The organism is Agrobacterium sp. 22-223-1 (assembly GCF_053522385.1).
In genome coordinates this window covers 38556-63359 of record NZ_JBNWCN010000005.1, presented here as the reverse complement: position 1 = coordinate 63359, position 24804 = coordinate 38556, and the positions used below count along the sequence as shown (strand labels likewise).

Sequence of the window (24804 nt, the reverse complement as noted above, 5' to 3'; positions counted from 1 at the left end):
TAGTGGTATATCCCAAAATCCGGACAGACGATGCCGAAATGGGAAGATCGAGACGGGGCGTGGGCGGTGAAGGTTTCGACGATTCTTTTATGTGACCAGGTGGTTCGCCTCGGCGGCATCCACCTTGCGTCCAATACAACGGGAATTCCGGTTGCAACCGTATCTGATGCCGTCAACCGCCTGGAAACCGCCCTCTCCGTCAAGCTTTTCGTGCAGGGCGCAAAAGGCCTGATCCTGACGGCGGAAGGCGGAAGACTTGGCCCGTATCTCGCGCAGGCCGCCCATGAAATCTTCGCGATCCATGGCGCGTGCGGCGATGACCGTACGAAAGATATTTATCAGAGAAGCGTGTCGCTGATTGCACTCTTCCGCTTCGTGGACATTCTCGAATCGGGCTCGATCCGTAAATCCGCATTGAGGCTTCAAATCGGGCAACCACAGCTGACGCGGATGATGGCGATGCTGGAAGACAATCTGGGCGTCCAGCTTTTTGAACGGACCCGCAGCGGCTCGCGCGCATCGCCCGAGGGGCTTCGCATATCGCCCCACGTCAACAAATTACGCGATATCTGGGCTGCGCTGGACTCCACATCCGCCCTGCGTTTCAAGCGGCATCTGCGCCATTGGTCATTCGGCGGCATTCCTCCCGCAACGACGGACAGCCCGTCGGCAATTATTCTGGCGCGCATTGCCGCCAACTGGGCACGGCGTTTCGACACACCGCTGCTGATGCAGCCCGGACTTGCAGACAGCCTGCTGGAAGGACTTGAACAGCAGCGATACGATGCAGTCCTTGTCGACATGCCAGTCAACAATTCTCGCCTGCGCAGCCGTGAGGTTCTGCGCAGCCACCTTTCATGTTTCCTGCAGCATGAAGCACCTGAAATGACGGATGCAGATTCGCCGTCACAGATGCGCGAGGCGATCCTCAAGCACCCTCTGGTACTGCCTTCCCGCGCCTCCGGACTGCGCCAGACGGCCGAAAGCTTTCTCGAGCATCTGCTTGGACCAACGTGGCTGTCAAAGGTGCAGTTGATTGAGATCGACAGCATACCGGTGGCAGTGCAACTGATTGTCGGCCACGGATATTGTTCGATATTGCCGTCCAGCGTGGGAATAACCTCCCCGAAGGTCACGAGAATCCCATTGCCGATGACATTTTCCGTTCCATTGCTATTGGCCTGGCGTGCCGATGACAGAGGTACAGATATGGCGCAGCGCGTTCTTCAGCTGCTTGATATGACGAGCTAATGGTGGCCGAGCGGGCTCGGCTCCTGCAACTCGGGTTCAAGTATCTATTACTTTACAGAGCGGTCGGCTTCGGGCGCAATGAACTTGCAAGAGAAATAGAGGACGGTCGTGGGAAGCCTGTCTTCAGGCTTGGTCAAGCTCGGCACTATCTCTTCTATTCTTGCCATCACGGCGCTGATGTCAGTCAGTTGAGCTTCGGGCTGTCCAAGTGTCGCTCGCGCCAGTTCCTGAAAGCACGCGAACGATCGCAACTTCGATGTTCTGGTCGAGAACCTGTCCACCTCACCGATCCAGTACTGGCTTGCCAGCCTCATAGTCGCAATGTTTGGCAACACGTGATTTGGTCTTTGTTGTGCTTTTGCATCGCAGGGTAGACAGAAGCTTGATTTTCCGGTGATCGTAATTTTTGCGCCTCTGTAGGATCGCAAGAAACAAAAAAACTCCCGGCGCATTTGCTCCGGGAGTTTTGGATGTTCGGTTGCGGGGGCCTCAATCCACGGAGACTTGTCAGATCGGGGCGGGTGGTAGGTACACCCCTTCGGCTTCAGCCTTGAGATAATTTATCGATGCGCTATTCGGCAGTATCGAGTGGTAACAGCGCCTTCTTTCGTTCTGCAATCACCGTTGGATCGCTCATGATGTCCGTCCGCCGGCCCGGCCTACGGGCATGCTTGACGTAGCCATTCTTGTCGCTGTTGCCCTTTATCGTCGGCTTGGCCTGCTGGTCCTGACGCTCCTTAATATCGGCCAGCATATCGCCATAGGCTTCGCGTCGCAGACGCGGCTGACGAAACGTCCGGCGCTGCTTGCGCGACAACCACAGTCCAGCACTAGATATCCAACCGCGCACCGTCTCGCGCAACACCCATAAACCATCGCGCTCTGTCAGTTTCTCGGTTGCCAACGTCAGACCGAAATCCGCATACCGTTCCCGAACCAGCGCCATCGCATAGTCGCGGACCCCTTCAATGATCCAGTTGTTCGACGGCTGGCCGATCACGTTGTACCGAATCGACACCGCGCCGCCAGTTCGTATCCGCTCCAAAATCTGACGCACCTAACGCGTGCTCAGGTCAAGTACATATGCCGCTGACACTATGGTCATCCCGCGGGCGACCACCTTCGATAGAATCTCGATCCGCTGCGCAATCAATCCCATCTGCAATCTCCCAGGCACCGACTAGCTGTAGTCGGAAGCAATAGTGGGGGGTAAGATTGCAGAGCTGTCACTTACCCTACCATCTCGGAAGGCCGATACGCGCGTAAACGACGTCAGCCTCGAAAATCGATCCCTGACCTGCGGCAAAGTGCGAAACGACAACACATCAAAAATCGCATTCGGTCTCCCGGAGCGATATGTCAAGCTGACCAAGTTGGCCAAAAACCGGCAATTTCACATCCAAAAAACGCACCTTTATCCAGATGCCGCGAGAATAATCAAAAGAGCGAGAGGGGGAAGAAATTTGTTAATGTCTTTAATCGCTCATTATCCATGCCGACAAAGCGCTCGTTGAAAGTGTTGTCAAATTGAACACGCAACGTGGCTTGCTGAGCGAGTGGATGAAGCTGCTCATAAGCCTGGATGATCCAGGAAATCTCTCGAAAAAACAACATTGAATGGAAAACGAACGCCTCCCTATGGCTGGGACAGCGGCGCGCAGCATTTCCGTTTCTAAAGGCGAGGTATTTCTATGTTTTCCGTTGATACGCTAAAAATTGGCACGAAGCTCTTAATTCTCACGGGTATAACGGTCGCCATCGGCGCAGGCGTCGGCATTTATGAAGCGACGAAACTGCGCTCAATTGACAACACCTACAGCGCAGTTCTGGACAGCGATGCCAATGGAACCGTGAAACTGGCGGAGATTACAGGCAATTCCGATTCGATCGGACGTGTTCTCTATCGCATGATTGCCGAAAGTGACCAGGCCAGTATACGAGTATCGGAGAAAGAACTCGGTGATGTTTTTAACGAAACTGAAAAATTCGTGGAACAGGCCGCCGCGTATTATCCCGATCGAAAAGCGGATTTCGATGCACTGAAATCTGATCTGGATAACCTTCGCGCGACAACTCCTAAAATTATAAACGCCGCGCTTAGTGCCGAGAATGATGTGGGGCTGAAGCTTGTCAGTGACAGTTTCGCGCCGATGCGCCTTAAATTCGACGCCAATGCGACAAAGCTCTATGATTGGGCGAAAGCGGAACTGCGGCGCAAGAACGATATTGCAAGTGAAGTAACCGATACAACGATCTTGACCAGCTACGTGGTGCTGGTGGTCGGCGCCATTTTGGCGATCGTTCTTGGCATTCTCATGAGTGTCACGCAGGTCGTTCGACCGGTCAGGCGCTTGACGGATACGATGGCTGAACTGGCCAAAGATAAGCTCGAAACGAATATTCCTTTTACGGACCTGCCAAATGAGATCGGCTCGATGGCGCGCGCGGTGGAGGTGTTCAAGCAGAACGCTGTCAAGGTGCGTGAATTGAATACGCAGGAAGCGGCATTGCAGGCCAAAAGTGCGGATCTTCAAACGAGCATCGCGACAATCGTTTCCGCTGCGGTTGCCGGTGATTTCACCCAGCGTATTACGAAGGATTACGACAGCCCCGAGCTCAACCGCTTCGCAGCAAGTGTCAACGAACTGGTGGCCTCTGTCGATCGCGGGATTGCGGAAACCCGGCGCGTTGTTTCGGCCCTGGCTGAAGGCGACATGACAGAGAAGATGCGCGGCGACTTCCAGGGCGCTTTTGGCGAGTTGCAGCAGAACGTCAATGCAACGATGAGCAATCTGGGATCGGTGCTCAGCGAAGTGCGCTCGGCCATCGATACGATCAACGCGGGCTCCGGCGAAATGCGGATTGCATCCGGCGACCTGTCGAGGCGGACAGAACAGCAGGCCGCCTCACTGGAGGAGACCTCCTCAGCGCTTGAGGAAATCACCGCCGCCGTGAAGAACTCGACCGAGCGCGCGCTGGAGGCCAGTCACATGGTCGACGAAGCACGCCGCAGCACCGAGCAGTCAAGCATCGTGGTCAAGGATGCCGTCTCCGCCATGGGCCGCATCGAGCAGGCCTCCGGCGAGATCAACCAGATCATCAATGTCATCGATGAGATCGCTTTCCAGACCAATCTTCTGGCGTTGAATGCAGGCGTCGAAGCGGCCCGCGCTGGCGAGGCCGGCAAGGGCTTTGCCGTCGTCGCCCAGGAGGTGCGCGAACTCGCCCAGCGTTCGGCGGCAGCCGCCAAGAATATCAAGGGCCTGATTTCACGGTCGGGTGAAGAAGTGCACGCCGGCGTCAAACTGGTAACGGAGACAGGCAAGGCGCTCGGCCTCATTCAGGGGCACGTCGTCAAGATAAACGAACATGTGCACTCGATTGCAACAGCGGCCAAGGAGCAGTCGACCGGGCTGCACGAGGTCAGCACCGCCGTCAACCAGATGGACCAGGTTACCCAGCAGAATGCCGCCATGGTCGAGGAATCGACAGCCGCCACCAGCAGACTTGCCGATGAGGCCGTAAATCTCACCCGACTGATCACGCGCTTCAAGCTTGATGCGCGCACCGCTCCACAGATAGCAGGCCAGACCAGCAAACCCGCCGCCTCGCCTGCGCGCGCGCTCGGTAGCAAGCTCGCCAGCGCCTTTGGCGGCCGTAGCGTCGCAGCCTCCGCTGAGTGGAGCGAATTCTGATGAAACCGACTGTCCAAACCCAGCTCAACAGGCGCTGAGAGTCAGCAAACTCATCACAACGAACAGCAAACCCCGATGACGACGCAAATACCGTTCGGTGCAAACAACGATATATCGAAGAGAAATCAGCAAATGTCACAGTCTACAGCAAATCTCAATCATCCGGCCGTTTTCAACGATACCGAGATCCAGACAATGCTCGAAAAGGAACGGGACAATCTTATAAAGACGACAAATTTTCTTGAAGCAATGTGCGCCAAGCTTTCGTTAACTGCCGCTGGTCTGCCATCGCTGTCGGTCGTCGAAGAGAATTCGCAAGACCCCGATGACCCGCAATTGACCATTGAGGCGGCAGGCATCACCCCGGTCAAAATTCCCATGTGATTTGTAAGAGCGCGGAAGCAACATCCATTTCGCGCAGCAGGATCTCCAGCTTACCGGCCACTGCCTCACGGGGCCGAGGCTTCGCAGCCCAGATGACTTGGGTTTCTCAATATCAATGTTTGCGATGAATCTCCAGAACCAGGCCGGGGGTGAGACCGGCCGTGGCCGCTGAGGGCTTGAAAAATAAACTTCAGAGAAAAGAAGGAACTCTTTGTGTGTCTGCCGGAAACCGATGCTTCGGCCCAGAATTCAAACCCGCAGATAGCCCGCGGTTGCCGGGTCATGGGCAAGCGCCGTTCGTCCGCTCGTCACCACGCGCATGCGAGGCTGCGCCAATATTCTAACCGCCCGTCGGGATTGGCGCCCAAAGAGGAAATGATGTGACTTCACTTCGCAAACACCATCCTTCCATTGAGCGCTATATTAGATCGATTGGCCGTTATTTCGTCATTGCCGTTGTGACCATGACACTTCTGATCGTGGCGACTTATAAAACCGTTTCAATCGCGCTCGATCGACATTCGCTGCAACAGGACATCAGTTATCTGCTGGGCCGGCAATTCATCCGCTTCCAGCAGCTGTCGAGCCAGACGCGCGCGATCATGCGAGCCTCCGCGGACCCATCGACACCAGATTATGTCGTAAACCCCATGGTCGACAATATTCGCGAATCTATCAGCGACATGCGCGCCATGAACGCGAAGCTGGACGAACTCCACGAAAAGATTGCTGGTAATCTTCTCGAAAAACTCAACCCGAGGGACGAAGTCATGGAAAATCTTCGTTCCGAATTCGACGCACGGCTCGAAGATTTCCTAAGCCGCGCCGAACGCGTTGTCGAGGCTACGCGGGAAGATCGGCGTCAGCGCTATTCCTTCTGGGGACCGATCGATTTTGCCGTGGCGTCCGACAGCCTGCTCATGCGCCAGTTCAGTGCGTTGATCGAAGGAGCGCACGACAGGAGTGAAGGCAGCATCAGCCATGCGCGACTAATAAGCACATTGCTTCTCAGCCTGAACGCGGCGGCGCTCATTCTGGCAACCGTGCTTCTTTTCCTTCCTCTCCTCAGGAAACTGCACAACGAACATCGCCGCACCCTCGATTTCGAGGTCAAGCTAACGCATCTGGCGCATTCAGACGCTCTGACAGGTCTCAATAATCGATCCTCCTTCAACGATGCATTGACCGGATTGTTTGACGATCTCGAGCGGACCGGAAGAGGTTTTGCCATGTTGCTTGTCGATCTCGATCATTTCAAGGACATCAACGACAGCCTCGGACATCCTGCCGGCGATGCGGTTCTCAAGCAGGTCGCCAATGTCCTGCGCAAGACCTTCCGCCCCGACGATATCGTTGCACGGCTCGGCGGCGACGAATTCGCAGTGCTCCTGCCGGAAATCGACGATGCGACAACGCTGGAAGCGATCGCCCACTGCGCGGTCGCTGCAATTGCGGATGAATATCGTTTCGAGGGACGGCTTCTGCCCGTATCAGCCAGCATCGGCGGAGCGGTCGTCCCTCAACATGCCAATGACGAGGGCATGCTTGCTCAACTCGCCGATCTCGCACTCTACGCCGCCAAAGGCAAGCGCAACACCGCCACGATCTTCGACGAGCGTTCGCACGCCCAGCGTCTGCAAGAAAACCAGCTTGCCCTCGCCCTCGCCGCCGCCATCGATCGAAACGAATTCGTCGTCCACTATCAACGCAAGATCGAGTTGCAGACAGGCTTGCATCTCGGTTTCGAAGCACTGGTACGCTGGCAACATCCGGAACTCGGCATTTTGCCGCCCGCGCGTTTCCTGCCTCTCATCAAGCGAAACAATCTGATGTGCGGCATGACACGCTGCGTCATAAATACGGTAGCCTCGGATCTAAAGGGCTGGAAAGCAAGGGGACTGCGACCCGGATCGATTGCCATCAACCTTCCCGAAGCCTTGCTGATCGGCGAGGACGGCTACAATCTGGTTGCGACTGCGATAGATACAAATCGTCTGGAATGGGCAGATCTTGCCGTTGAAGTGACGGAAGATGTTTTCCTCAATCGCGGTGCCGATCAGATACGTGAAACCATCGCCCGCTTCAGAGACCACGGAATGTCGGTTTCCCTGGACGATTTCGGTACAGGATTTGCCTCGCTGGTGCATTTGCGTGATTTCCCGTTCGACGAATTGAAGATCGACAGGAGCTTCGTAACAGACCTCGGCAACGATATACGGTCCGAGCAGATCGTCAGGGCCATGATCGATCTCGCGCACAGCCTGGGCAAGCGATGCGTTGCCGAAGGTATCGAGAACGACATTCAGCGCGATTTTCTTCTCGCAGCGAACTGCGATATTGGCCAGGGTTATCTCTTTGCGAAGCCTGAGCCGGCGGCAATTGCGGCCAAGCGCCTGATATCAATCGCCTCCACCCAGCCCGCGATACAGCCATCACTGCAGCAGGCCGCAGGCTGATGTTTTGAAACGGCAAAAAAAGTCCCCCAAGACTCCACACATCAACGGAGGCATGCAAATGAATGTGCATAAAAGACTATGGCTGATGGCTTTCCTCGTATCAGCCGCCGCACCAGGCATTGCCAATGCCGGCAGCGGCATGTCGGTCGATGTGGTCCATTTCTGGGTGTCTAAAAGTGAATCCGCTGCGCTGGACGTATTCCGCAGAAACTGGTTTGCCGCAGGCAATCAATGGGCTGACATCCCGGTCGAAAACAAGGTTGCCGATCAGCGGCTGGTGAGCGACCGCATCGCAAACGGCTATGCGCCGGCCGTCATGCAATGGAACGCTAACGAAGGTTCGCGGGAATTGCCGGAAATGGGGGTCGTTCAGGATATAGACGATGTCGCCCGGGCCGATCACTGGCGCGAGATCATTCCCGCAACCGTATTCGACCGGATATCCTACAAAGGAAAGGTATATTTCGCCCCGACCAACATCCATGCAGAAAACTGGCTGTGGACGAGCACCAGGGTTCTGGGGCAAGTCGCCGCCGCCGAACCGCGATCCTGGAACGAAATTTTCGAAACAGCCGAGAGGATCAAAACCTCCGGGAAGATCGCGATTGCAATTGGCGGGGCTCGATGGGAAACCTCGCTTATCTTCAATGACATTATTTACCACGTCTTCGGACCGCAGGGATATGCCGGACTGATGAGCGGTGACGCGGCACTGGTTCAGGATCCACGCATGACCGAGGCATTGAGTATGCTTCGGCGTCTGTCTCGATATGCCGCGCCCTATGAAACACGAAAAAACAAGACCTGGGCGGATGCCGCAGCTGCAGTTGGCGCCGGTGAAGCAGGCATGCAGTTCATGGGAGACTGGGCAAAGGGCGAATTGATAACGCGAGGCTACCGCGTCGATGACGATTTCGGTTGCAGCCTCGTCCCCGGCACATCAATCGCATATTTCATGGTAATCGACGCATTCGCATTTCCCATAGCCAACCGGGACGGCGTGGCGGATGCACAGCGGGCATTCGCCCGCATGGTCCTCGACAGCGGCAATCAAGTCGCCTTCAGCCGCATCAAAGGTTCCCTCCCCGTCCGGATCGATGTCGATCCGACCATCCTCGACCGTTGCGGCAAACTTGGGCTGGAAATGATCCGGGCAAAAAACGGCGAGGTCAGCGCACAGTCGCAGGCCATGCCGAGCCAGATGTCGGAAGGCTGGATTGGCATTGTCGGTGACTTCTTCAATGACGAAAGCATTTCCCCTCAACAGGCGCAGCAAAGGCTCGTCGATCTCCTGATCCAACACTAGATGGCGATCTGTCAGCCCTTCGCTGTCAGTATCGGCGTCGCGTCTGCGACGGTAGCTGGCCGAAACGGCGGGAATAATCCGCCGCAAATCGCCCCATATGGCTAAACCCCCATTTGCAGGCAATATCGGCGACGCTCAGGCCGGGATCGCAATGGAGGAGATCGTCATGTGCAGCAGCCAGACGGATATCTTGAAGATACGCCATCGGCGTGGTGTTCTGAAACTCCCGGAAACCCTGCTGCAGCGTGCGGACACTCACTTTCGCCGCAACAGCGATATCCGTCAGTGAAAGGGCGGCGGAAATGTTTTCATGCATGAAGTCAATCGCCCATTTGACATGGCGCGGGGACGGAGACGCCACCTGGGATGCAAGCTCGGCCGAATAGCGACTATGACAGTTCTCCAGCAAAAGATAGATTGCCGCATCGTAGAGAGCGTTCAAGCTCAAAGGCGAAGCTTCCAGCCCGCTTTGCGATGCAGTCAGGCTGTGCATATCGTCTACGATGCGCATTAGCATCCTGCCTGCGCCAGCCTTAAGATCGATCATCGGCTGAATGTCCAGATTTCCGGTAACCGAACGGTCGAGTATGTGGGAAAGGATATGGGTAATCTTCCTGCGCTCGAGAAAAAGAGCGAAATGGCTTCTCGGCCCCACTATTCTGGTTGCTCCGGTCATCGCCTCACCTTCGAGAATGGTGCCGGTTCCGGGTGAGGAAACGAATTCATGTCGACCGAAGCAAGCTTCTCCGCTGATCGGCAGGAACACCAGAAGCTTGTCGCTCGGCACCTCTCTTTGGATGAGAAGATCGCCTCCATAGGTGCACTTCGCAAGCGTTGTTCCACCGACGGAGAAAAATCGGCAGTTAAAAAAGAGAGCATCGTCCGTCTGCGAGGTTACGGTAAGCGGTGACGACGTTGTCGATAACAGCGCACTCAGTTCCTCGGGATCGTCTCCCCTGTATTCCAGGCAGCGCGGGGCTTCTTTGGGTGGAGGACTGAAACGTTGTCCGCCCCGCCCCGAGAGTTTGACACCCATAAGCAATCTCACGGCAAAAGAACCGGCTCGTTTGGGAGGATCAGGACCGGCTGATATGAAAATCCAGTCGCCACTGAAATCGTCTCGCTGACATGACCTGGATTGAAGCACGCTCCGGCGATGAAAACCCGTGTGACATGTTTAAGACGATTAGCCTAAAACCCTTTAATTTCCATAGGTTAATTCCAAAGACCAGACATAATTGCGCAAATCGGATGATCATGCGATAAATGGATAATTAAAAAGAAACCGCTCCTGCGGCTTATTTCCTGCACTATTGCGCTGCGGTTATGATCAAACCAAGCAACGGAAGCTAAAATGCTTAAGCATTTCATCTTTTGATTGCTTACAATATCAAGATGCAGCCCCTTGTTGCCCAGGACATGTTTCAAGTTCGGTTTCCAGGCTTCGTATCATCTCTGGATTTCCATGATAGAAAACCGAATTCCGGATTTTAATCCTCAGCTCAAGGATGAAACCTTTGATGACATGGTCGGTGCCCTGACCGCCGGTTTCGGTCATTTCGAGGCATGGCGAACGGACAGAGGACAGTTACTCGACTGGAAAGTCGGCTTTTGGGGCAATGAGCAATTGTCACTGGTCAGCAATCAGGATTGCGGCGGCTGGGGAGCGAGAACGATTGAGCAAACACCGGAATGCCTGGCAATTCTTTTGCCCCGTTCCGGTTCTGTCGATGTGAAACTCGGCAACAATATAATTGAAGGCACGCAGGGGCGGCTGTTACTTACGAATAATCACGAGCCGGAACAGGTTGATGTCCGCGGCGGTTTTCACCGCTCGGATACGCTCAGTCTGAACTGGAATACTCTCTCTCGAACCTTTGCCGCCACATTGGATGCCCCTCTGGTCGGGCCAATGGACCTGGAGCCTATCATCGAGCTTTCGACGGGTACCGGTCAATTGATCGGCAGTCTGGTTGAGACGATTATTCTTGGCATGCGCAACGATGGCCCACTGCTGCGATCTCCTATCGCAATGTCGAATTTAACGCAGGCGCTCGCCGATCTTGTTATCCGGCATGTGCCCCATCGTCTCTCCTATCTTCTCGACAAAAGAGTCTATCTCCTATCGCCGCGACACGTAAACCGTGCCATCGAATTCATGCATTCAAACATGGGGCAGCCGCTTACCATGCAAAACGTGGCCGAGGCTGCGGGCACTTCCCTTCGCGCGCTTGAGGTTAGCTTTCGCGATTTCAAGCGCATCACACCCTCCGCTTATCTGCGGAAAATTCGCTTGCAAGCTGCGCGAGAGGATTTGCTCGATCCCTTTAATCAGCAATCGCTGAGAGAAATCAGTTTGAAATGGGGCTTTTTTCATTTCGGCCGTTTTTCCGCGATCTATCGGGCAGCCTATGGAGAAAACCCGTCAGACACAAAAAGACAATCGCGGACGATCAAATAATCGCCTGCCGGGCAATACGCGTGACCGTCGACGTTTTTCCGGCCATATTTTTCTCTGCCAAAAGCAAACATGCAGCCGCCCCGTTTATCGTGTTCACATGATGGCAAATTCGCTCCCATCACGAGCGACGACAGTGTCTAGGCCGAAGATGAACGCCTTAGCTTCGAACAAATATCGATGAAGGCACGTAGCTTGGGCTGGTTCTGGGCAGTTTTCGTAAAGTAAAGGAAGAGCCCGTCCTCGCCTTGCGAGTATTCCAGCAAGGCAGGCTCCAGAAGCCCGGCTGACAGTTCCTGCGATGTGTGAAACGTCGAGGAATAAATAAGCCCGAGCCCTTGCACCGCAATTTTCCGCATGAGTTCACCATCATTGACCGTGATTGGTCCATTGGGTTCTATGCGCACATTCTGGCCGTCTTCAACAAACCCCCATCGGTAAATGTCACCCTTTTCCGGTCGGCGGAAGCGGATACATTGATGTTCCGTCAGATCATTCGGCACTTTGGGGCAGCCGTATTTCCTGAAATAGTCTGGCGAGCCAAATACCGCCCATTTGAAAGGTGGCGAGAGCCTCACCGCAATCATGTCCTGTGCAATGTATGAACCGATGAGAATGCCTGCATCATAGCCTTGCGATATGAAATCGTCATGTCTGTTGCTGACCGTAATATCCACTTTGATAAGCGGCCAGGCCTCCCGAAATGCCGGCAATATCGGCTCGATGACGTGTGGCAATGCCAGCCGCTCGACGATAAGCCGCAAGGTGCCGGAGGGCTCCGTCGTGGATTGCTGCGTTTCTTCGAAACTCGTCTCGATCGGCTTTGCCGCAGGGGCGATCTTTGCCAGCAGCATGTCTCCCGCTTCGGTCAAGGATATCCTGCGTGTCGTCCGATGAAACAAAGGTGTCGCCAGCCGTCGCTCCAGCTTCTGTAAGGCCTGGCTGATCGCCCCCGGCGTCACGCCCAGTTCCAGAGCAGCTTTGCGGATGCTGTGGTGTTTCGCAATCGCCAGGAATTCGGAAAGACCGTCAAATGCATTGTGGCGAGTCATCGATGTCTTTCGTTCTCAGAGCGGTTCTAAAGGCCATGATAGCGAAATATGGAGATTATTCGACCGAATACAGTTCAATTAAGTTGATTTTCTAAACAATCCATTTAGCGGCAGACGGCTTATTTTGCACGGTCAGGCCGGACATATGGTGGGTGTCGCAACAAGCTAAAGGAATGAGCATGTCCATCGTCAATCACGTCGCCGGTCTGTGCGTTGCCATTGCAGCCCTGGCCGCCATACCCGCGCAGTCGTTCGCCCAGCAGGCAGACAATGCCAAGAAAAAAATCCTGATCGTCGTTTCCAGCCTCGACAAAAAAACACCCGAACTCGTCGGCGGTTACTGGTTCCCAGAGCTGACGCACCCGGTTGAGGTTTTTGACGAGGCCGGCATCGACTTCGACATTGCAAGCCCCAAAGGCGGCCTCTCACCCTTTGACGGTTTCGATCTCAAGGACCGCGCAACGCTGAATTTCTGGACCAATCCGGAACATCGGAACAAGATTGCCAACTCGATCAAGCTCTCCGACGTGGATGCGGACCAATACGCCGCCGTTCAATTGGTCGGCGGTCACGGTCCCATGTGGGACTTCCGCAACAACAGGGAACTTGAGGATATTGTCCGTAAGATTTACGAAAGTAACGGCATCGTCAGCGCCGTCTGCCACGGCCCCGCGGGGCTGATCGATGTCAAGCTGAGCAACGGTGAAAGCCTGATCAAGGGTCGCAAACTCACCGGCTTCACAGCCGAAGAGGAAGCCGCCCGCGCTTACGACAAGATCGTGCCATTCGAGCTTGAAGCCGCGCTGAAAGACGCCGGCGCAACATTCGAGGAAGCGCCGATTTTCCAGAGCCGTGTCGTCGTCGACGGACGCCTGATCACCGGTCAGAACCCGGCCTCGGCGAAGGAGTTCGCCGAGGCAATCGTCAAGGCCCTTGAAAAGAAAACGCAATAAGCTCGCTACTCGGCTGGCGTCCCGTCCTGTCGGACGGGGCGTCAGAACAAAATTCCATCCCCGATCAAATTGGGTTTTATCGCCTAAACACGTTGGCCAGTCTCTTCGTCGAAAAGATGGACGTTGCCTGCATCCAGGCTAAGGAATACCGTTTCGCCGGGACGCAATGAGACGCGCTCGCGCATCAACACTGTCAGGTACTGCTCTTCCATAAGGACCGTTATCTGGGTTTCGGAGCCGGTAGGTTCGACCAAAACGACGCGCGCGGGAATATTGCCTTCCTTCACGATGGAAAACTTTTCCGGTCGGACTCCGTAAAACAGAACACGCTCGCGGCTTAGGGATTCTCTGTTCGCCGGCAGCGGCAAGGGAATACCGCCGATGGTGCGAAAAATCTTGGGATCGTCCGCCTGTATGCGGCCTTTAATCAGATTCATCGGCGGCATACCAATAAAACCGGCAACAAAGGTAGTCGCGGGATTGTCATAGATATCGAGCGGCGTGCCTACCTGTTCGACAAAGCCATCCCTCATCACCACGATGCGATCCGCCATCGTCATCGCCTCAGTCTGGTCGTGGGTAACATAGACGGTGGTGATCTTCAGCCGCTGATGCAGTTCCTTGATCTCGGAGCGCATGGCCACGCGAAGCTTGGCATCAAGATTGGACAGCGGCTCGTCGAACAGGAAAACCTTTGGGTCGCGTACCATCGCACGGCCCATGGCCACGCGCTGGCGTTGCCCCCCTGAGAGATGGCGCGGGTACCGGTCGAGGTAAGGTTCGAGCGCCAGAATCCTTGCCGCATTCTCCACGCGCTTCGCGATTTCCTGCTTTGCCACGCCGCGAAGCTGAAGTGAAAAACCCATGTTTCCGGCAACGGTCAAATGGGGATAGAGGGCATAATTCTGGAATACCATGGCAATGTCCCGATCTTTGGATCGCAGATCATTGACCATTGTGCCGTCAATGGAGAGTCGGCCATTGGTGATCGATTCAAGCCCGGCGATCATTCTCAGCAATGTGGATTTTCCACATCCCGAGGGACCGACCAGGACGATGAACTCGCCATCTTCGATGACGACATCGATGCCGTGGATGACAGGCAAGCTGCCGTAGCTTTTGCGGATATTCTGCAATTCAATCGAAGCCATATTCTGCGCCTCTTCCTCCCGAATGGCCCTCAGGCCGTCCCTTCGCCTTCGTGGTTCACGGCTGTTCGCTGGCCGGATGAGAATACGATCAGGGCAAATAGCGGCTCCGGGCCGAGAGCCCTTGCCCAATGGCGGATATTGCGGGGGATACGGATCGCATCGCCCTGTTGCAGTAGATAGAGCGCGTCGCCCAGCTTGTGTTCACAACTGCCGGAGACAACATAGAGGATTTCCTCACAATCGGGATGTGAATGCAGCTGGTTGCGTTCGCCAGGATTGATCCGGCAGGTGCCGAAGGTCATTTCGGCCCCGGATGCGCCTTCGCCGGTGATCTTCCAGTTCAGTTCGCCCCAGGATGTCGGTACGAACTCGCCAGCCGCCTTCCTGAAAATAATGTCGTTTTCTGTCATGTCGGTCCCCGGATCAAAGGTTGATAGTGACGCCGGCATCGGCGGTGCGGTAGAGTTCGAAGAGCTTCATGATCTCCCGTGCGATGGCGAGCGTGCCCTTGGTAATCGTCCGCCCGGACTGGATCGCGTCGGTCAGGTGCAGGATTTCCGGTACATAGCCGAGATAAAAGAGATTGTTGTTGTAGAGCTGACCGAGCGAATGTTCCGGCTCATAGACAAGCGCCGCATTCGCGTCCGGCTGGATGAAGCTTGCGGCGCGACCATAGGCCGGTAGGTCGGCCTTGCGAAAATAGGTCAGCTTGCTGCCATTCTCGACAATGGCATTGGCGCCTTCACCGATGATCTCGACCCGCTCGAACAGGCTGCTGCCGGACTGGCCAGCAGCGAAATGCAAGGTGCCGATGGCGCCGGAGCGAAACCGTATATTGGTGAGAGTAGCCCCCGTGACCGGTTCCCACTCATAGCTGGCCCGCTCGATTTCACCGCCGAGGAAGTTGAGAATCGAGCCAGGATGATAGATGTGATCGAGGAAGCTCTGCATCTTGACGAGATTTGTTCGTTCATCCGGCACCGGCAGGCTTTGCGGATAGCGCAGGTTGATAGATGTCAGCCTGCCGAATTCCGAAGAGCCGATCAGGTCCTTGAGCTTCTCGATGGTCGGGAAGAAAGTTTTCTTCAGCCCCGTCATTACCATGCGCCCTGCCGAAGCACTGGCCGACATCAGGCGCTCGATCTCCTCGATGCTGGCCGCCGTCGGCTTCTCCATCCAGACGTGGCACCCGGCATTCAGCGCGTCCAACGCAAGATCGGTGGCCTGAACGCGTCCGTCGGGGCGATAGGCTGTCACGAGAAACACCAGATCGGGTTTTTCCCTGGCAAGCATCTCGTGATGATCACTATAGGCCCTCTCGGCGCCGAACAGCCTGGCGAACTTGGCAGCACGATCGATATCGAGATCGCAGATGCCGAGCAGTTCCACCGGCGCATACCGCAATGCCGGGTAGACGTTGCGATATGCATGACCGCCAGCTCCGATAAAGCAGGCTTTAATGCGGTTTTCGAATTCGAAATTATAGCGGATTTCCCGCTGGACATGGTGTGACATGGTCAGCCCTTGATTGCACCCTGTGTCAGCCCTTCGGTAAAACGTCGCTGCATCAGGATGTAGAGAATGATGATCGGCAGAAAAGAGATGACAGTGCCCGAAAAAACCAACCGGTATTCAGAGGCATAAGTACTTGCGAACCGCACCAGACCGAGAGGCAGGGTCTGCACCTCGGGGCTGATCAACACGATCAGCGGCAGGAAGAAATCATTCCAGGTGGAAAGCGCACTGATAATCACCAGCGCCTGGATCGCCGGTGTCGAAATCGGCAGCAGCACCCGTGTCAGAATCTGCAGGTGGGAAGCGCCATCGATCTTTGCCGCCTCCATCAATTCGTCCGGCACACTGATGAAGAAGCTGCGCATCAGGAAGATGCCGAAGGGAATGCCGCTGCTGACCTGGGCCAGCACGATACCCGAAAGCGTGTTCACCAGATTCAAGCCGAACAGCACCTGATAGAGCGGAATGACGATAGCCTGGATCGGAACCGTCAGCCCAAGAATGAAGACATAGAACAACCATTCCCGGCCGGGAAAACGGACCTTGGCCAAAGCGTAGCCGGCCGGGATGCAGGTCAGCAGCGACAGAAGCACAACGCCTGTCAGGTTGAGCAGACTATTGCCCACCAGCTCTCCAAACCCTCCGATCTGCCAGGCATCCTGATAATTGCGCCACATCATATCTGCGGGCCACGCATATGGATTAGCCTGCCCGATCTCGGCTTCGGTCTTGAGGCTTGACAGGATGAGCCAGACAAAGGGCGCGAGAACAAGCAGCGCGGCGGGCAAGAGGCCGAGCACGACAGGCCATTCACGATGACGGGTACTCATTGGGACAACCTCGCGCGCCAGCGGTTGAAGACGAGGGTGATGACAATCGCCAACAGGCTGAGCAGAATGCACAAGACGGCTGCTCGCCCATGATCCTGCGACTGGAAGGCGAGCCGGTAGATGTAAGTGGTGATCAACTCGCTCTGGTAAAATGGTCCGCCATTTGTCATGACGAAGACCGTCGCGAATCCTTTCAGGCCGTTGATCATGGCCAGCGAAACGACAAAGGTCGTTACCTCGCGCAGTCCCGGCAGTGTGACATGCACGAGCTTCTGGAAAGCAGAGGCGCCGTCCACTTCAGCGGCGTCGTAAAGCGACCGGTCAATATTCTGCAATCCCGCGATGAAAAGCAGCATGTAAAGGCCGAAGCCCTGCCAAGAACTTGCGACATTGACGGAAAAAAGCACCAGAGCAGGATCGGAAAGCCACCCTTTCGTGAAAGCGCCGAGGCCCATTTCCACAAGCGCGGTGTTCAGCAAACCGTAGAACGGATCGTAGATGTTGGCCCAGATGACCCCCACCACCGCCAGCGATACCAGATGCGGCAGGAAAAACGCCGTCCGAAAGAAAACCTGGGTTACCTTCAACCGGCTGATGGCAAGCGCCAGCACGAGACCCAATCCTCCAGCCAGAACGACGTGATAAATCAACCACAGCAACGTGTGCCACAAACTCAGCCAGACGATGGGGTCGGCGGCGGTTGCAGCGTAATTGTCGAGGCCCACGAAGCTGGATGCCGTGTTGAAACCGGCCGAACTGTTGAAACTTAGCCAGAATGTCGCGGCTATGGGCGCAAGGCTGAAAACCGCGTAAAGCGCAAGCGCAGGCGCCATCAGCCAGATCGCGCTTCGGGTGTCGTGTCTGTCGAAGCGGCCGCCGGTACTGGTCTGCCGCCGTTTTTTGAAAATTCGGCCGGTTGCAGCGGCCACCATTGCCTCGGCTCCATCGGCGCGGTCGCCGAGGGGAGCAGCGTTGCTGCTCCCGGACGTTTCGCGAATGCTCACCTTACTTCGCCTCTGCCATTTTTGCCTGGACCTGCTTCATCCCGACCTCACCGGTGACCTGTCCGGCGATCAGCCCTTGAATCACCTGGAAATAGGTGTCGAGTACTGAGGCGGGCAGGTAAACGCTGGGATTGTAGCCAACTCCACCCTCAGCGGCTGCGAATATCTCCTTGAGCACGGGGGTTGGCGGCTCGATACCGGTGAGTGCGCGCGGATAGATCATGGTGCTGGCCGACGCCTGAGCACGCTTCTTCATAACGGCGTCGGACAGCATGAAATCGATCCATTTCATTGCGAGTTCGGGCTGTTTGGAATTGACCGGCACGAGCCAGCTCCAGCCGACACCTCCGGTGGGTATTGCCTCACCGGGCAGATCGGAGGGCATGGGCGAATACCCGGCATTGGCAAGATCATATCCGGCCTTGCGGGCATTGGCCGTGAACCATGGACCGGCGACGAACATTGCGGCGCGCTTGTTGAACCACAGCCGCGCGGCGCCATCGAGATCAAGACCCGCCATTTCTTTCTTGATGTATCCCGCTTCCACCAGCTTTTGCAGACGCAAGGCGCCCGCCGATATCTTCGGATCGTCCCAGGCGATTTCACCTCGCAAGGCCTTGCCGATCGCCTCCCTGCCGCTTGCCGATTGCAGCAGATTGCCGAACAGGTGTCCGGCACTGCCGGCGGTGCGCGGACCGATGGCAATCGGCTGCAGGCCTTTGGCCTCGATGTCCGCCAGCAGGGTTTCGAACTCCGTCCATGTGGCGGGGATTTTCCAGCCAGCCTTTGCGAAGATGTCCTTGTGATACCAGATACCCAATGCGTCCAGACCGTCGGGCACCTCATAAATCTCGCCACCGAATTGGCTTTTAAGCTCCGTATAGAGCCACGGATAGATCGCATCCTTCCAGCCACGCTTTTCATATTCGCCGGTAAGTGGCATCACCTGCCTGGCATTCTTCACGATGCTGACGCGGCCGATGCCGGAATTGGTCAGGATAACGTCCGGCCCCGCGTCGGACTGGATCGCGGACTGCACGGCGCCGTTGCTGATCGTGCCGGTCGGCGGCATGAATTCGACATTTACACCCGGATTGGCCTTTTCGAAATCTGCCTTTATGCCGTTCCACAGCTCGGCCACCAGCGGCTCGGTGATCTGCTCCGGACCCCACATCTTCAGCGTTTCGGCATTGACCGCGCTACAACCGGCGAAGATGGCCAGCGCGGCGACACCGCCTGCAAGAAATTTCAGCATTTCTTCCTCCTCCTGAGCAGGCCACGATGTGGACACTGCCTCCCTTTTTATTGGAAAAGGGGGACCTCCCACCCCTTCCCATAACCTGGCTATGATGCCGGGATCTCCTTCCTGAAGCGGGTGAGCACCGCCTGCTGAACATCGCTGATATGCGCATGCATCAGCGCCTTGGCACGAGGAATATCTCTCGCCCTGAACGCTTGCAGGATATCGTCGCGCTCCTGTGCCGCCCGTTCGGCAAATTCCTTGCTTTCATTAGCGATAGCGCGGCAGATCTGTATCTGCAGGGCAAGCCTTGCCAATGTTTCGATAAGCGGCGCGCTGCCGGACAATTCGGCGATTGTCTCGTGAAACTCCCGGTCGCGCGTGCCGTAAGTCTGAAGGTCGCCACGCCGCAATGCCGCCACTGCCTCATCCAGTATCCGCTCGAAGCCGGCGATGTGGGTGTCGCTCATCTGCGGAACAGCAAGCTCCACGGCAAAGCACTCCAGCGTTTTGCGCAACTCATAGAGATCCTCAATCTCCTTGCGGCTGAAGCTTCTGACGAAGAAGCCGCGATAGGGCTTGATCTCGATCAGCCCTTCCTTGGCAAGCGTGCCGATCGCCTCGCGAAACGGCGTGCGGCTTACCTGAAGCCGCTCCGTCAAAAGCTTTTCATCGATAGACACACCGCTCGGCAGTTCTCCCGATACGATCAAGCGAACGATTTCCTCATAAATCCGCTCGCGAAGCGTCTGATGTTGGGGAGCATTCATGATTAAATTTCCATCTGGATTTCGATAATTAAGTATGCAATATCCAAAATAATATACAATATGCAAAATGAAAATTTACGAAAAAACCGGCCATCCTGGAGGGGAACGGTCAAAAACGGGAGGAATAACAATGGGAAAGGTGTATATTATCGGCACCTGCGATACAAAATTTGCTGAGCTGGATTTTGCCAGAACCATGGCGCGGCTAGCCGGTGCTGACGTCGTCATGGTCGACGTGGGGACACAAGGCGTCCATTCTGGCGCGGATGTGGCCGCAAAGGACGTGGCGGCTTGCCATCCCCTCGGCGCCGGCGCCGTGCTTGATCGAACAGACCGCGGCAAGGCCATATCCGCTATGGCTGAGGCATTGTCTGTTTTCCTTGATAAGCGAGACGATATCGGTGCCGTACTCGGTCTCGGGGGCACGGGTAACACCGCTCTCGTCACCCAGGCCATGCGCGGCCTGCCAGTGGGATTGCCAAAACTAATGGTATCGACAGTGGCATCGGGCAATGTCGCTCCGTATATCGGTCCAAACGACATCGCGATGATGTATTCGATCGTGGATATCGCCGGGCTTAACGCCATATCTCGCAGGGTCATAGGGAATGCCGCCCGAGCAGCAGCAGGAATGGCTGCACATGCCCAGACACCTTCGGCAGATGATCGCCCGGGTATCGGCATGACGATGTTCGGCGTCACCACCGGCTGCGTCACGCAGCTTCGAGAGCTATTGGGCGAAGCCTACGAGCTGTTCGTCTTCCACGCTACGGGTGTCGGCGGCCAGTCGATGGAAAAGCTTGCGGATTCGGGCCTGTTACAGGCCGTCATCGACGTTACGACAACAGAGATTCCGGACCTTCTGATCGGCGGCGTGTTTCCGGCAACGAACGACCGCCTTGGCGCCGTCATCCGCACCAAAATTCCCTATGTCGGCTCGGTCGGCGCCGTCGACATGGTCAATTTCGGCGCTATGGAGACCCTGCCCCCCGCCTTCCGTGACCGTCTGCTGCATATACACAACGCCCAGGTGACTCTGATGCGCACCACGCCGGATGAAAACAGGCGCATCGGCAGCTTTATCGTCGAAAGGCTGAACCGCATGGAGGGCCCGGTGCGTTTTCTTCTGCCGTTACGGGGCGTATCGGCACTCGACGCGCCGGGACAGACGTTCCACGACCCCGCAGCAGATGATGCCCTGTTTTCGGCCATCCGGACGCAATGGCAGGATGCACCGAACCGAAAACTGTTGGAGATCGACGCCCATATCAACAGCCCGGAATTCGCAGCCGCTCTCGCTGCCAATTTTCGCGACATTACCGCCTGAGGAGACACCATGACACATCATTTACGTAACGAAATCCTGCAACGCTTGCGCCGAAAGATCGCCGAGGGAAGACATATCATCGGCGGGGGAGCCGGTACGGGTCTTTCAGCCAAGAGCGAAGAGGCCGGAGGCATCGACCTGATCGTGATCTACAATTCAGGCCGCTACCGCATGGCCGGTCGCGGATCGCTGGCCGGCCTGCTGGCTTATGGGAATGCCAATGAGATCGTTCGGGAAATGGGCCGGGAAGTCCTTCCCATCGTGCGCCATACGCCAGTGCTGGCAGGTGTCAATGGAACCGATCCTTTCATGCTGCCGGACATGTTTCTGGACGAATTGAAGGCCATGGGGTTTGCCGGCATCCAGAACTTCCCGACGGTCGGCCTGATAGATGGTACGTTTCGCGCCAATCTCGAAGAAACCGGCATGGGGTTCCATCTCGAGGTCGACATTATCGCGCGCGCCCACGCCAAGGACATGCTGACGACACCCTATGTCTTCAGTACGGAGGACGCTATTGCCATGACCGAAGCAGGCGCCGATATTGTCGTTTGCCACCTCGGCCTGACGACCGGCGGAGCTATCGGGGCGGAAACCGCGCTTACCCTGGATCAGTGCGTGGAGCGCATCGACACATGGTCGGATGCGGCACGCTCCGTGCGGCAGGATGTGATCGTATTGTGCCACGGAGGCCCCATCGCCATGCCGGACGACGCAGCCTATGTGCTGTCGCGATGCAAGAGATGCGACGGGTTTTATGGGGCAAGTTCCATGGAGCGACTGCCGACGGAAACGGCGATCAAGGCACAGATCGAGGCCTTCAATACTCTCCGCAATGAAGCGTCGTAAAACTACGTTGGCGCCCGAAAAATCCTTGAGAATTTTCGGCCCGATTTGACAAGCTGCTTCAGATGAAACTGTTATCTGGGAGTGGTGGGGCGGTCGATCATGACAAGCAGAAGCCGTTCGTCGAGCACCTCCACGGCATGATTGCTTCGATTTCGACCGCATCGCCCATCCACTAGCCATGTCCCCCGCTCGCATCCCCACAATCGCTGCCGATAAAGAAGCCGAAACTAGACAATCCACCTACGCTTCACGTTAATTTATTTATTAAATTAATATTCACTTGACTCGATCACGCCTTCGTGTTTTTCGTTTGTCCGTCAGTAATAGGGAGCTGGCGGAGGAGCTTTACACATGATCAATGACGCGCATATCCTGCGGCCCACCCGGCGCCGCTTCCTGCAGGGCACGGGCATCGCACTCGCCTCGGCCACTTTGTCCTCGCCCGTGATCGCGCAGAACAGGCAGTTGACGATCATTTCCAATCGCGGAAACGCCGACCAGCGCGCCGCGCTTGAAAAGATCGCCGCAGACTTCGGCAAAGCGGCCGGTTTGACGGTCACCGTCAACAATATGGACCACGAGGCCCACAAGACCGCGATCCGCAATTATCTCGTCGCCAGCCCGCCCGACATCTGCTTCTGGTTTTCCGGCAGCCGCATGCGCTCCTTCGTGGAGAAGGGACTGTTCGACGATATTTCCGATCTCGTCCAGAAAGAAAACTATGCCGATGTTCTCGGCGGCACGCTGGGTTCGGTCACCGTCGGCGGCAAGCAATATGGCCTGCCCACGGGCGGCATTCTCTGGGGACTGTTCTATCGTCAGGACACGTTCGACCAGCATGGGCTGACGGTTCCAAAAACCTTCGACGACTTCTTCACCCTTGCCGAACAGTCCAAGAAGGCGGGCATCGTGCCGATGAGCATGGGCACCAAGGATCAGTGGCCCTGCGGCGGCTGGTTCGACCACATGAACCTGCGCATCAACGGTCTCGATCATCACATGGACCTGATGGCAGGGAAGGTCAAATACACCGATGCCTCTCTCAAAGAGGTCTTCGACAAGTGGGAAGCGCTCATCAAGGCTGACTTCTTCACGCCGAACGGCACCTCCTATGCCTGGGATCCCGCAGCGGCCGCGCTGGTACAGAAAAAGGCCGCGATGATGGATCTCGGTAACTTCATCAAATACGCCTTCCCGGCGGAAGACCTGCAGCATGTGCGCTTTGCGCCCTTCCCCACCATCAAGGCGGGCATGGAGCAATATGAGGATTTCTCAGTCGACTCCATCCACCTGCCTTCGGGATCGAAGAACAAGGATGCGGCACGCGAATTCCTGGCCTATTTCTACAAGCCGGAAAATCTCAGCGCCTATCTTTCCCCGGAAGGCAACGTTCCGGCACGCAGCGATTGCACGATCGGCAATGATCCTATCCTGCAGATGGCGGTCGCGGAATTGAAGAAGGTCAAGGCCACGGCGCAATATTACGATCGCGACAGTGATCCTGATCTCGCCCAGGCCGGGCTGAAGGGTTTCCAGGAATTCATGGTCAAACCCGAACGGCGCGACAATATTCTTCAGCAGATCGAACGCGCCCGTCAGCGTATTCACGGCTGATCGCCAGTAAGGTCAAAGGCAGGCGGATAAGTTCGCCTGCCATTCACTTCCAACAGGATATGCCCATGTCTCTCTGGTGGCGCAGCCGACGAAACTGGCTGACACCCGCGTTGCTGCTTGCACCGGGTCTCTTACTCTTCCTCGTCATCATCATCGCCTCGTCGCTCGAGACCTTCTGGATCTCGTTCTTCGACTGGGACGGCATGGGACCGAGAACATGGATCGGTTTCGGCAACTACCGGGAGCTGTTCGACGATCCCCAGTTTTACGTATCGCTTAAAAACAATACCATCTGGCTGGTGATGTTCCTGCTGGCGCCGCCGGCGGGCCTTGCAATCGCGCTTCTCGTCAACCAGAAGATCGCCGGCATGCGCTTCATGAAGTCGCTGTTCTTCATGCCGCTTGTCCTCGCCACCGTGACCGTGGGCGTGATATTCGGCTGGTTCTACGATCCCACCTTCGGCCTGCTTGCCATCATATATCACGCCTTCGGCGCAGAAGCCCCCGCACTTCTTTCGGACGAGAACCTGGTGACATTCGCCGTGGTCGGCGCAGCATTATGGCCTCAGATCGCTTTCTGCATGGTCCTGTTCCTCGCAGGTCTCAACAATCTCGATGAGGAACTGATCGGCGCCGGTCGAGTCGATGGCGCCAAGGGATGGCCGATGCTTCGCCATATCGTGCTGCCACAGCTGAGCCAGGTGGCCTTTATCGCCGTCGCCATCACCATCGTCGGCGCGTTGCGCTCCTTCGATGCGATCTCAGTGATGACGGCAGGCGGCCCTTTCGGCTCCTCTACGGTGCTCGCCTATCAAATGTACGACCAGTCGCTCTTCTCCTATCGCTTCGGTTATGGCGCAGCGATCGCCACCATCCTGTTCCTCATCATGTCCGTCTTCATCGCCTGGTATCTGCACGGGCTGATCAAATCCGAGAAGAGGAGCTGAGC

The 24804-nt window shown here is 56.2% G+C and carries 20 protein-coding genes and 1 pseudogene; 11 read left to right on the top strand and 10 right to left on the bottom strand.

The window, feature by feature from the left end; genetic code table 11:
• Positions 1–30: 30 nt before the first annotated feature.
• The gene (locus ACQZ60_RS19595) at positions 31–1251 is read left to right on the top strand and encodes a LysR family transcriptional regulator (protein WP_080707371.1); all 1221 of its coding nucleotides are present in this window, start codon (positions 31–33) and stop codon (positions 1249–1251) included.
• Between the two features lie 748 nt (positions 1252–1999).
• Here the strand turns inward: ACQZ60_RS19595 and ACQZ60_RS19590 are convergent.
• Positions 2000–2410 (bottom strand): annotated as a pseudogene (locus ACQZ60_RS19590) (transposase family protein); the annotation flags it as partial.
• A gap of 532 nt (positions 2411–2942) precedes the next feature.
• Here ACQZ60_RS19590 and ACQZ60_RS19585 point away from each other — a divergent pair.
• The 4 genes from ACQZ60_RS19585 (at position 2943) to ACQZ60_RS19570 (ending at position 9092) form a co-directional block, all read left to right on the top strand.
• Positions 2943–4946: a HAMP domain-containing methyl-accepting chemotaxis protein gene (locus ACQZ60_RS19585; RefSeq protein WP_448735934.1), complete on the top strand. Its 2004-nt coding sequence runs from the start codon at positions 2943–2945 to the stop codon at positions 4944–4946.
• 75 nt (positions 4947–5021) lie between these two features.
• The gene (locus ACQZ60_RS19580) at positions 5022–5330 is read left to right on the top strand and encodes a hypothetical protein (RefSeq protein ID WP_448735933.1); all 309 of its coding nucleotides are present in this window, start codon (positions 5022–5024) and stop codon (positions 5328–5330) included.
• 380 nt (positions 5331–5710) lie between these two features.
• Complete coding sequence (locus ACQZ60_RS19575; protein WP_448735932.1) at positions 5711–7786, top strand: putative bifunctional diguanylate cyclase/phosphodiesterase; 2076 nt, start codon at positions 5711–5713, stop codon at positions 7784–7786.
• Positions 7787–7871: 85 nt separating this feature from the next.
• Positions 7872–9092 (top strand): ABC transporter substrate-binding protein, encoded by a 1221-nt coding sequence (locus ACQZ60_RS19570; protein WP_448736063.1) that lies wholly within the window; start codon positions 7872–7874, stop codon positions 9090–9092.
• A 25-nt stretch (positions 9093–9117) separates the two neighbouring features.
• On the opposite strand, the gene ACQZ60_RS19565 is transcribed toward ACQZ60_RS19570, so the two are convergent.
• Positions 9118–10128 carry an AraC family transcriptional regulator gene (locus tag ACQZ60_RS19565; protein WP_448735931.1) on the bottom strand — a complete coding sequence of 337 codons (1011 nt, stop codon included), beginning with the start codon at positions 10126–10128 and terminating at the stop codon, positions 9118–9120.
• Positions 10129–10557: 429 nt separating this feature from the next.
• Here ACQZ60_RS19565 and ACQZ60_RS19560 point away from each other — a divergent pair, with 429 nt between their 5' ends.
• Entirely contained in the window at positions 10558–11553 is a 996-nt protein-coding gene (locus tag ACQZ60_RS19560; protein WP_448735930.1) for an AraC family transcriptional regulator, read from the top strand.
• Positions 11554–11690: 137 nt separating this feature from the next.
• Here ACQZ60_RS19560 and ACQZ60_RS19555 read toward each other — a convergent pair whose 3' ends face one another.
• Positions 11691–12602, bottom strand: coding sequence for a LysR family transcriptional regulator (locus ACQZ60_RS19555; RefSeq protein ID WP_448735929.1), 912 nt, complete (start codon positions 12600–12602; stop codon positions 11691–11693).
• A 179-nt stretch (positions 12603–12781) separates the two neighbouring features.
• Between ACQZ60_RS19555 and ACQZ60_RS19550 the strand changes: the two genes are divergently transcribed.
• A complete protein-coding gene (locus ACQZ60_RS19550; RefSeq protein ID WP_031234424.1) occupies positions 12782–13555 on the top strand; it encodes a type 1 glutamine amidotransferase domain-containing protein in 774 nt (257 codons plus the stop codon).
• Positions 13556–13638: 83 nt separating this feature from the next.
• Here ACQZ60_RS19550 and ACQZ60_RS19545 read toward each other — a convergent pair whose 3' ends face one another.
• The 7 genes from ACQZ60_RS19545 to ACQZ60_RS19515 form a co-directional block, all read right to left on the bottom strand.
• On the bottom strand, positions 13639–14706 hold the full coding sequence (locus ACQZ60_RS19545) for an ABC transporter ATP-binding protein (protein ID WP_448735928.1): 1068 nt from the start codon (positions 14704–14706) through the stop codon (positions 13639–13641).
• 29 nt (positions 14707–14735) lie between these two features.
• Positions 14736–15116, bottom strand: coding sequence for a cupin domain-containing protein (locus ACQZ60_RS19540; RefSeq protein ID WP_020812739.1), 381 nt, complete (start codon positions 15114–15116; stop codon positions 14736–14738).
• Positions 15117–15129: 13 nt separating this feature from the next.
• On the bottom strand, positions 15130–16221 hold the full coding sequence (locus tag ACQZ60_RS19535) for a Gfo/Idh/MocA family protein (protein WP_020812740.1): 1092 nt from the start codon (positions 16219–16221) through the stop codon (positions 15130–15132).
• 2 nt (positions 16222–16223) lie between these two features.
• Entirely contained in the window at positions 16224–17051 is an 828-nt protein-coding gene (locus ACQZ60_RS19530) for a carbohydrate ABC transporter permease (RefSeq protein WP_020812741.1), read from the bottom strand.
• Positions 17048–18055, bottom strand: coding sequence for a carbohydrate ABC transporter permease (locus ACQZ60_RS19525; protein WP_020812742.1), 1008 nt, complete (start codon positions 18053–18055; stop codon positions 17048–17050). Before ACQZ60_RS19525 ends, ACQZ60_RS19530 begins: the two co-directional genes overlap by 4 nt.
• A gap of 1 nt (position 18056) precedes the next feature.
• Complete coding sequence (locus ACQZ60_RS19520; RefSeq protein WP_448735927.1) at positions 18057–19310, bottom strand: ABC transporter substrate-binding protein; 1254 nt, start codon at positions 19308–19310, stop codon at positions 18057–18059.
• Positions 19311–19399: 89 nt separating this feature from the next.
• A complete protein-coding gene (locus ACQZ60_RS19515) occupies positions 19400–20065 on the bottom strand; it encodes a GntR family transcriptional regulator (RefSeq protein ID WP_020812744.1) in 666 nt (221 codons plus the stop codon).
• Positions 20066–20195: 130 nt separating this feature from the next.
• Here ACQZ60_RS19515 and ACQZ60_RS19510 point away from each other — a divergent pair, with 130 nt between their 5' ends.
• The 4 genes from ACQZ60_RS19510 to ACQZ60_RS19495 all read left to right on the top strand — a co-directional run bounded on the left by ACQZ60_RS19510 (position 20196) and on the right by ACQZ60_RS19495 (position 24802).
• Positions 20196–21392, top strand: a complete 1197-nt coding sequence (locus ACQZ60_RS19510; protein ID WP_448736062.1) for a Tm-1-like ATP-binding domain-containing protein — start codon at positions 20196–20198, stop codon at positions 21390–21392.
• A gap of 9 nt (positions 21393–21401) precedes the next feature.
• Complete coding sequence (locus ACQZ60_RS19505; RefSeq protein ID WP_448735926.1) at positions 21402–22241, top strand: phosphoenolpyruvate hydrolase family protein; 840 nt, start codon at positions 21402–21404, stop codon at positions 22239–22241.
• A gap of 351 nt (positions 22242–22592) precedes the next feature.
• The gene (locus tag ACQZ60_RS19500) at positions 22593–23855 is read left to right on the top strand and encodes an ABC transporter substrate-binding protein (protein WP_448735925.1); all 1263 of its coding nucleotides are present in this window, start codon (positions 22593–22595) and stop codon (positions 23853–23855) included.
• 65 nt (positions 23856–23920) lie between these two features.
• Positions 23921–24802 carry a carbohydrate ABC transporter permease gene (locus ACQZ60_RS19495; protein WP_031234425.1) on the top strand — a complete coding sequence of 294 codons (882 nt, stop codon included), beginning with the start codon at positions 23921–23923 and terminating at the stop codon, positions 24800–24802.
• Positions 24803–24804 lie beyond the last annotated feature (2 nt).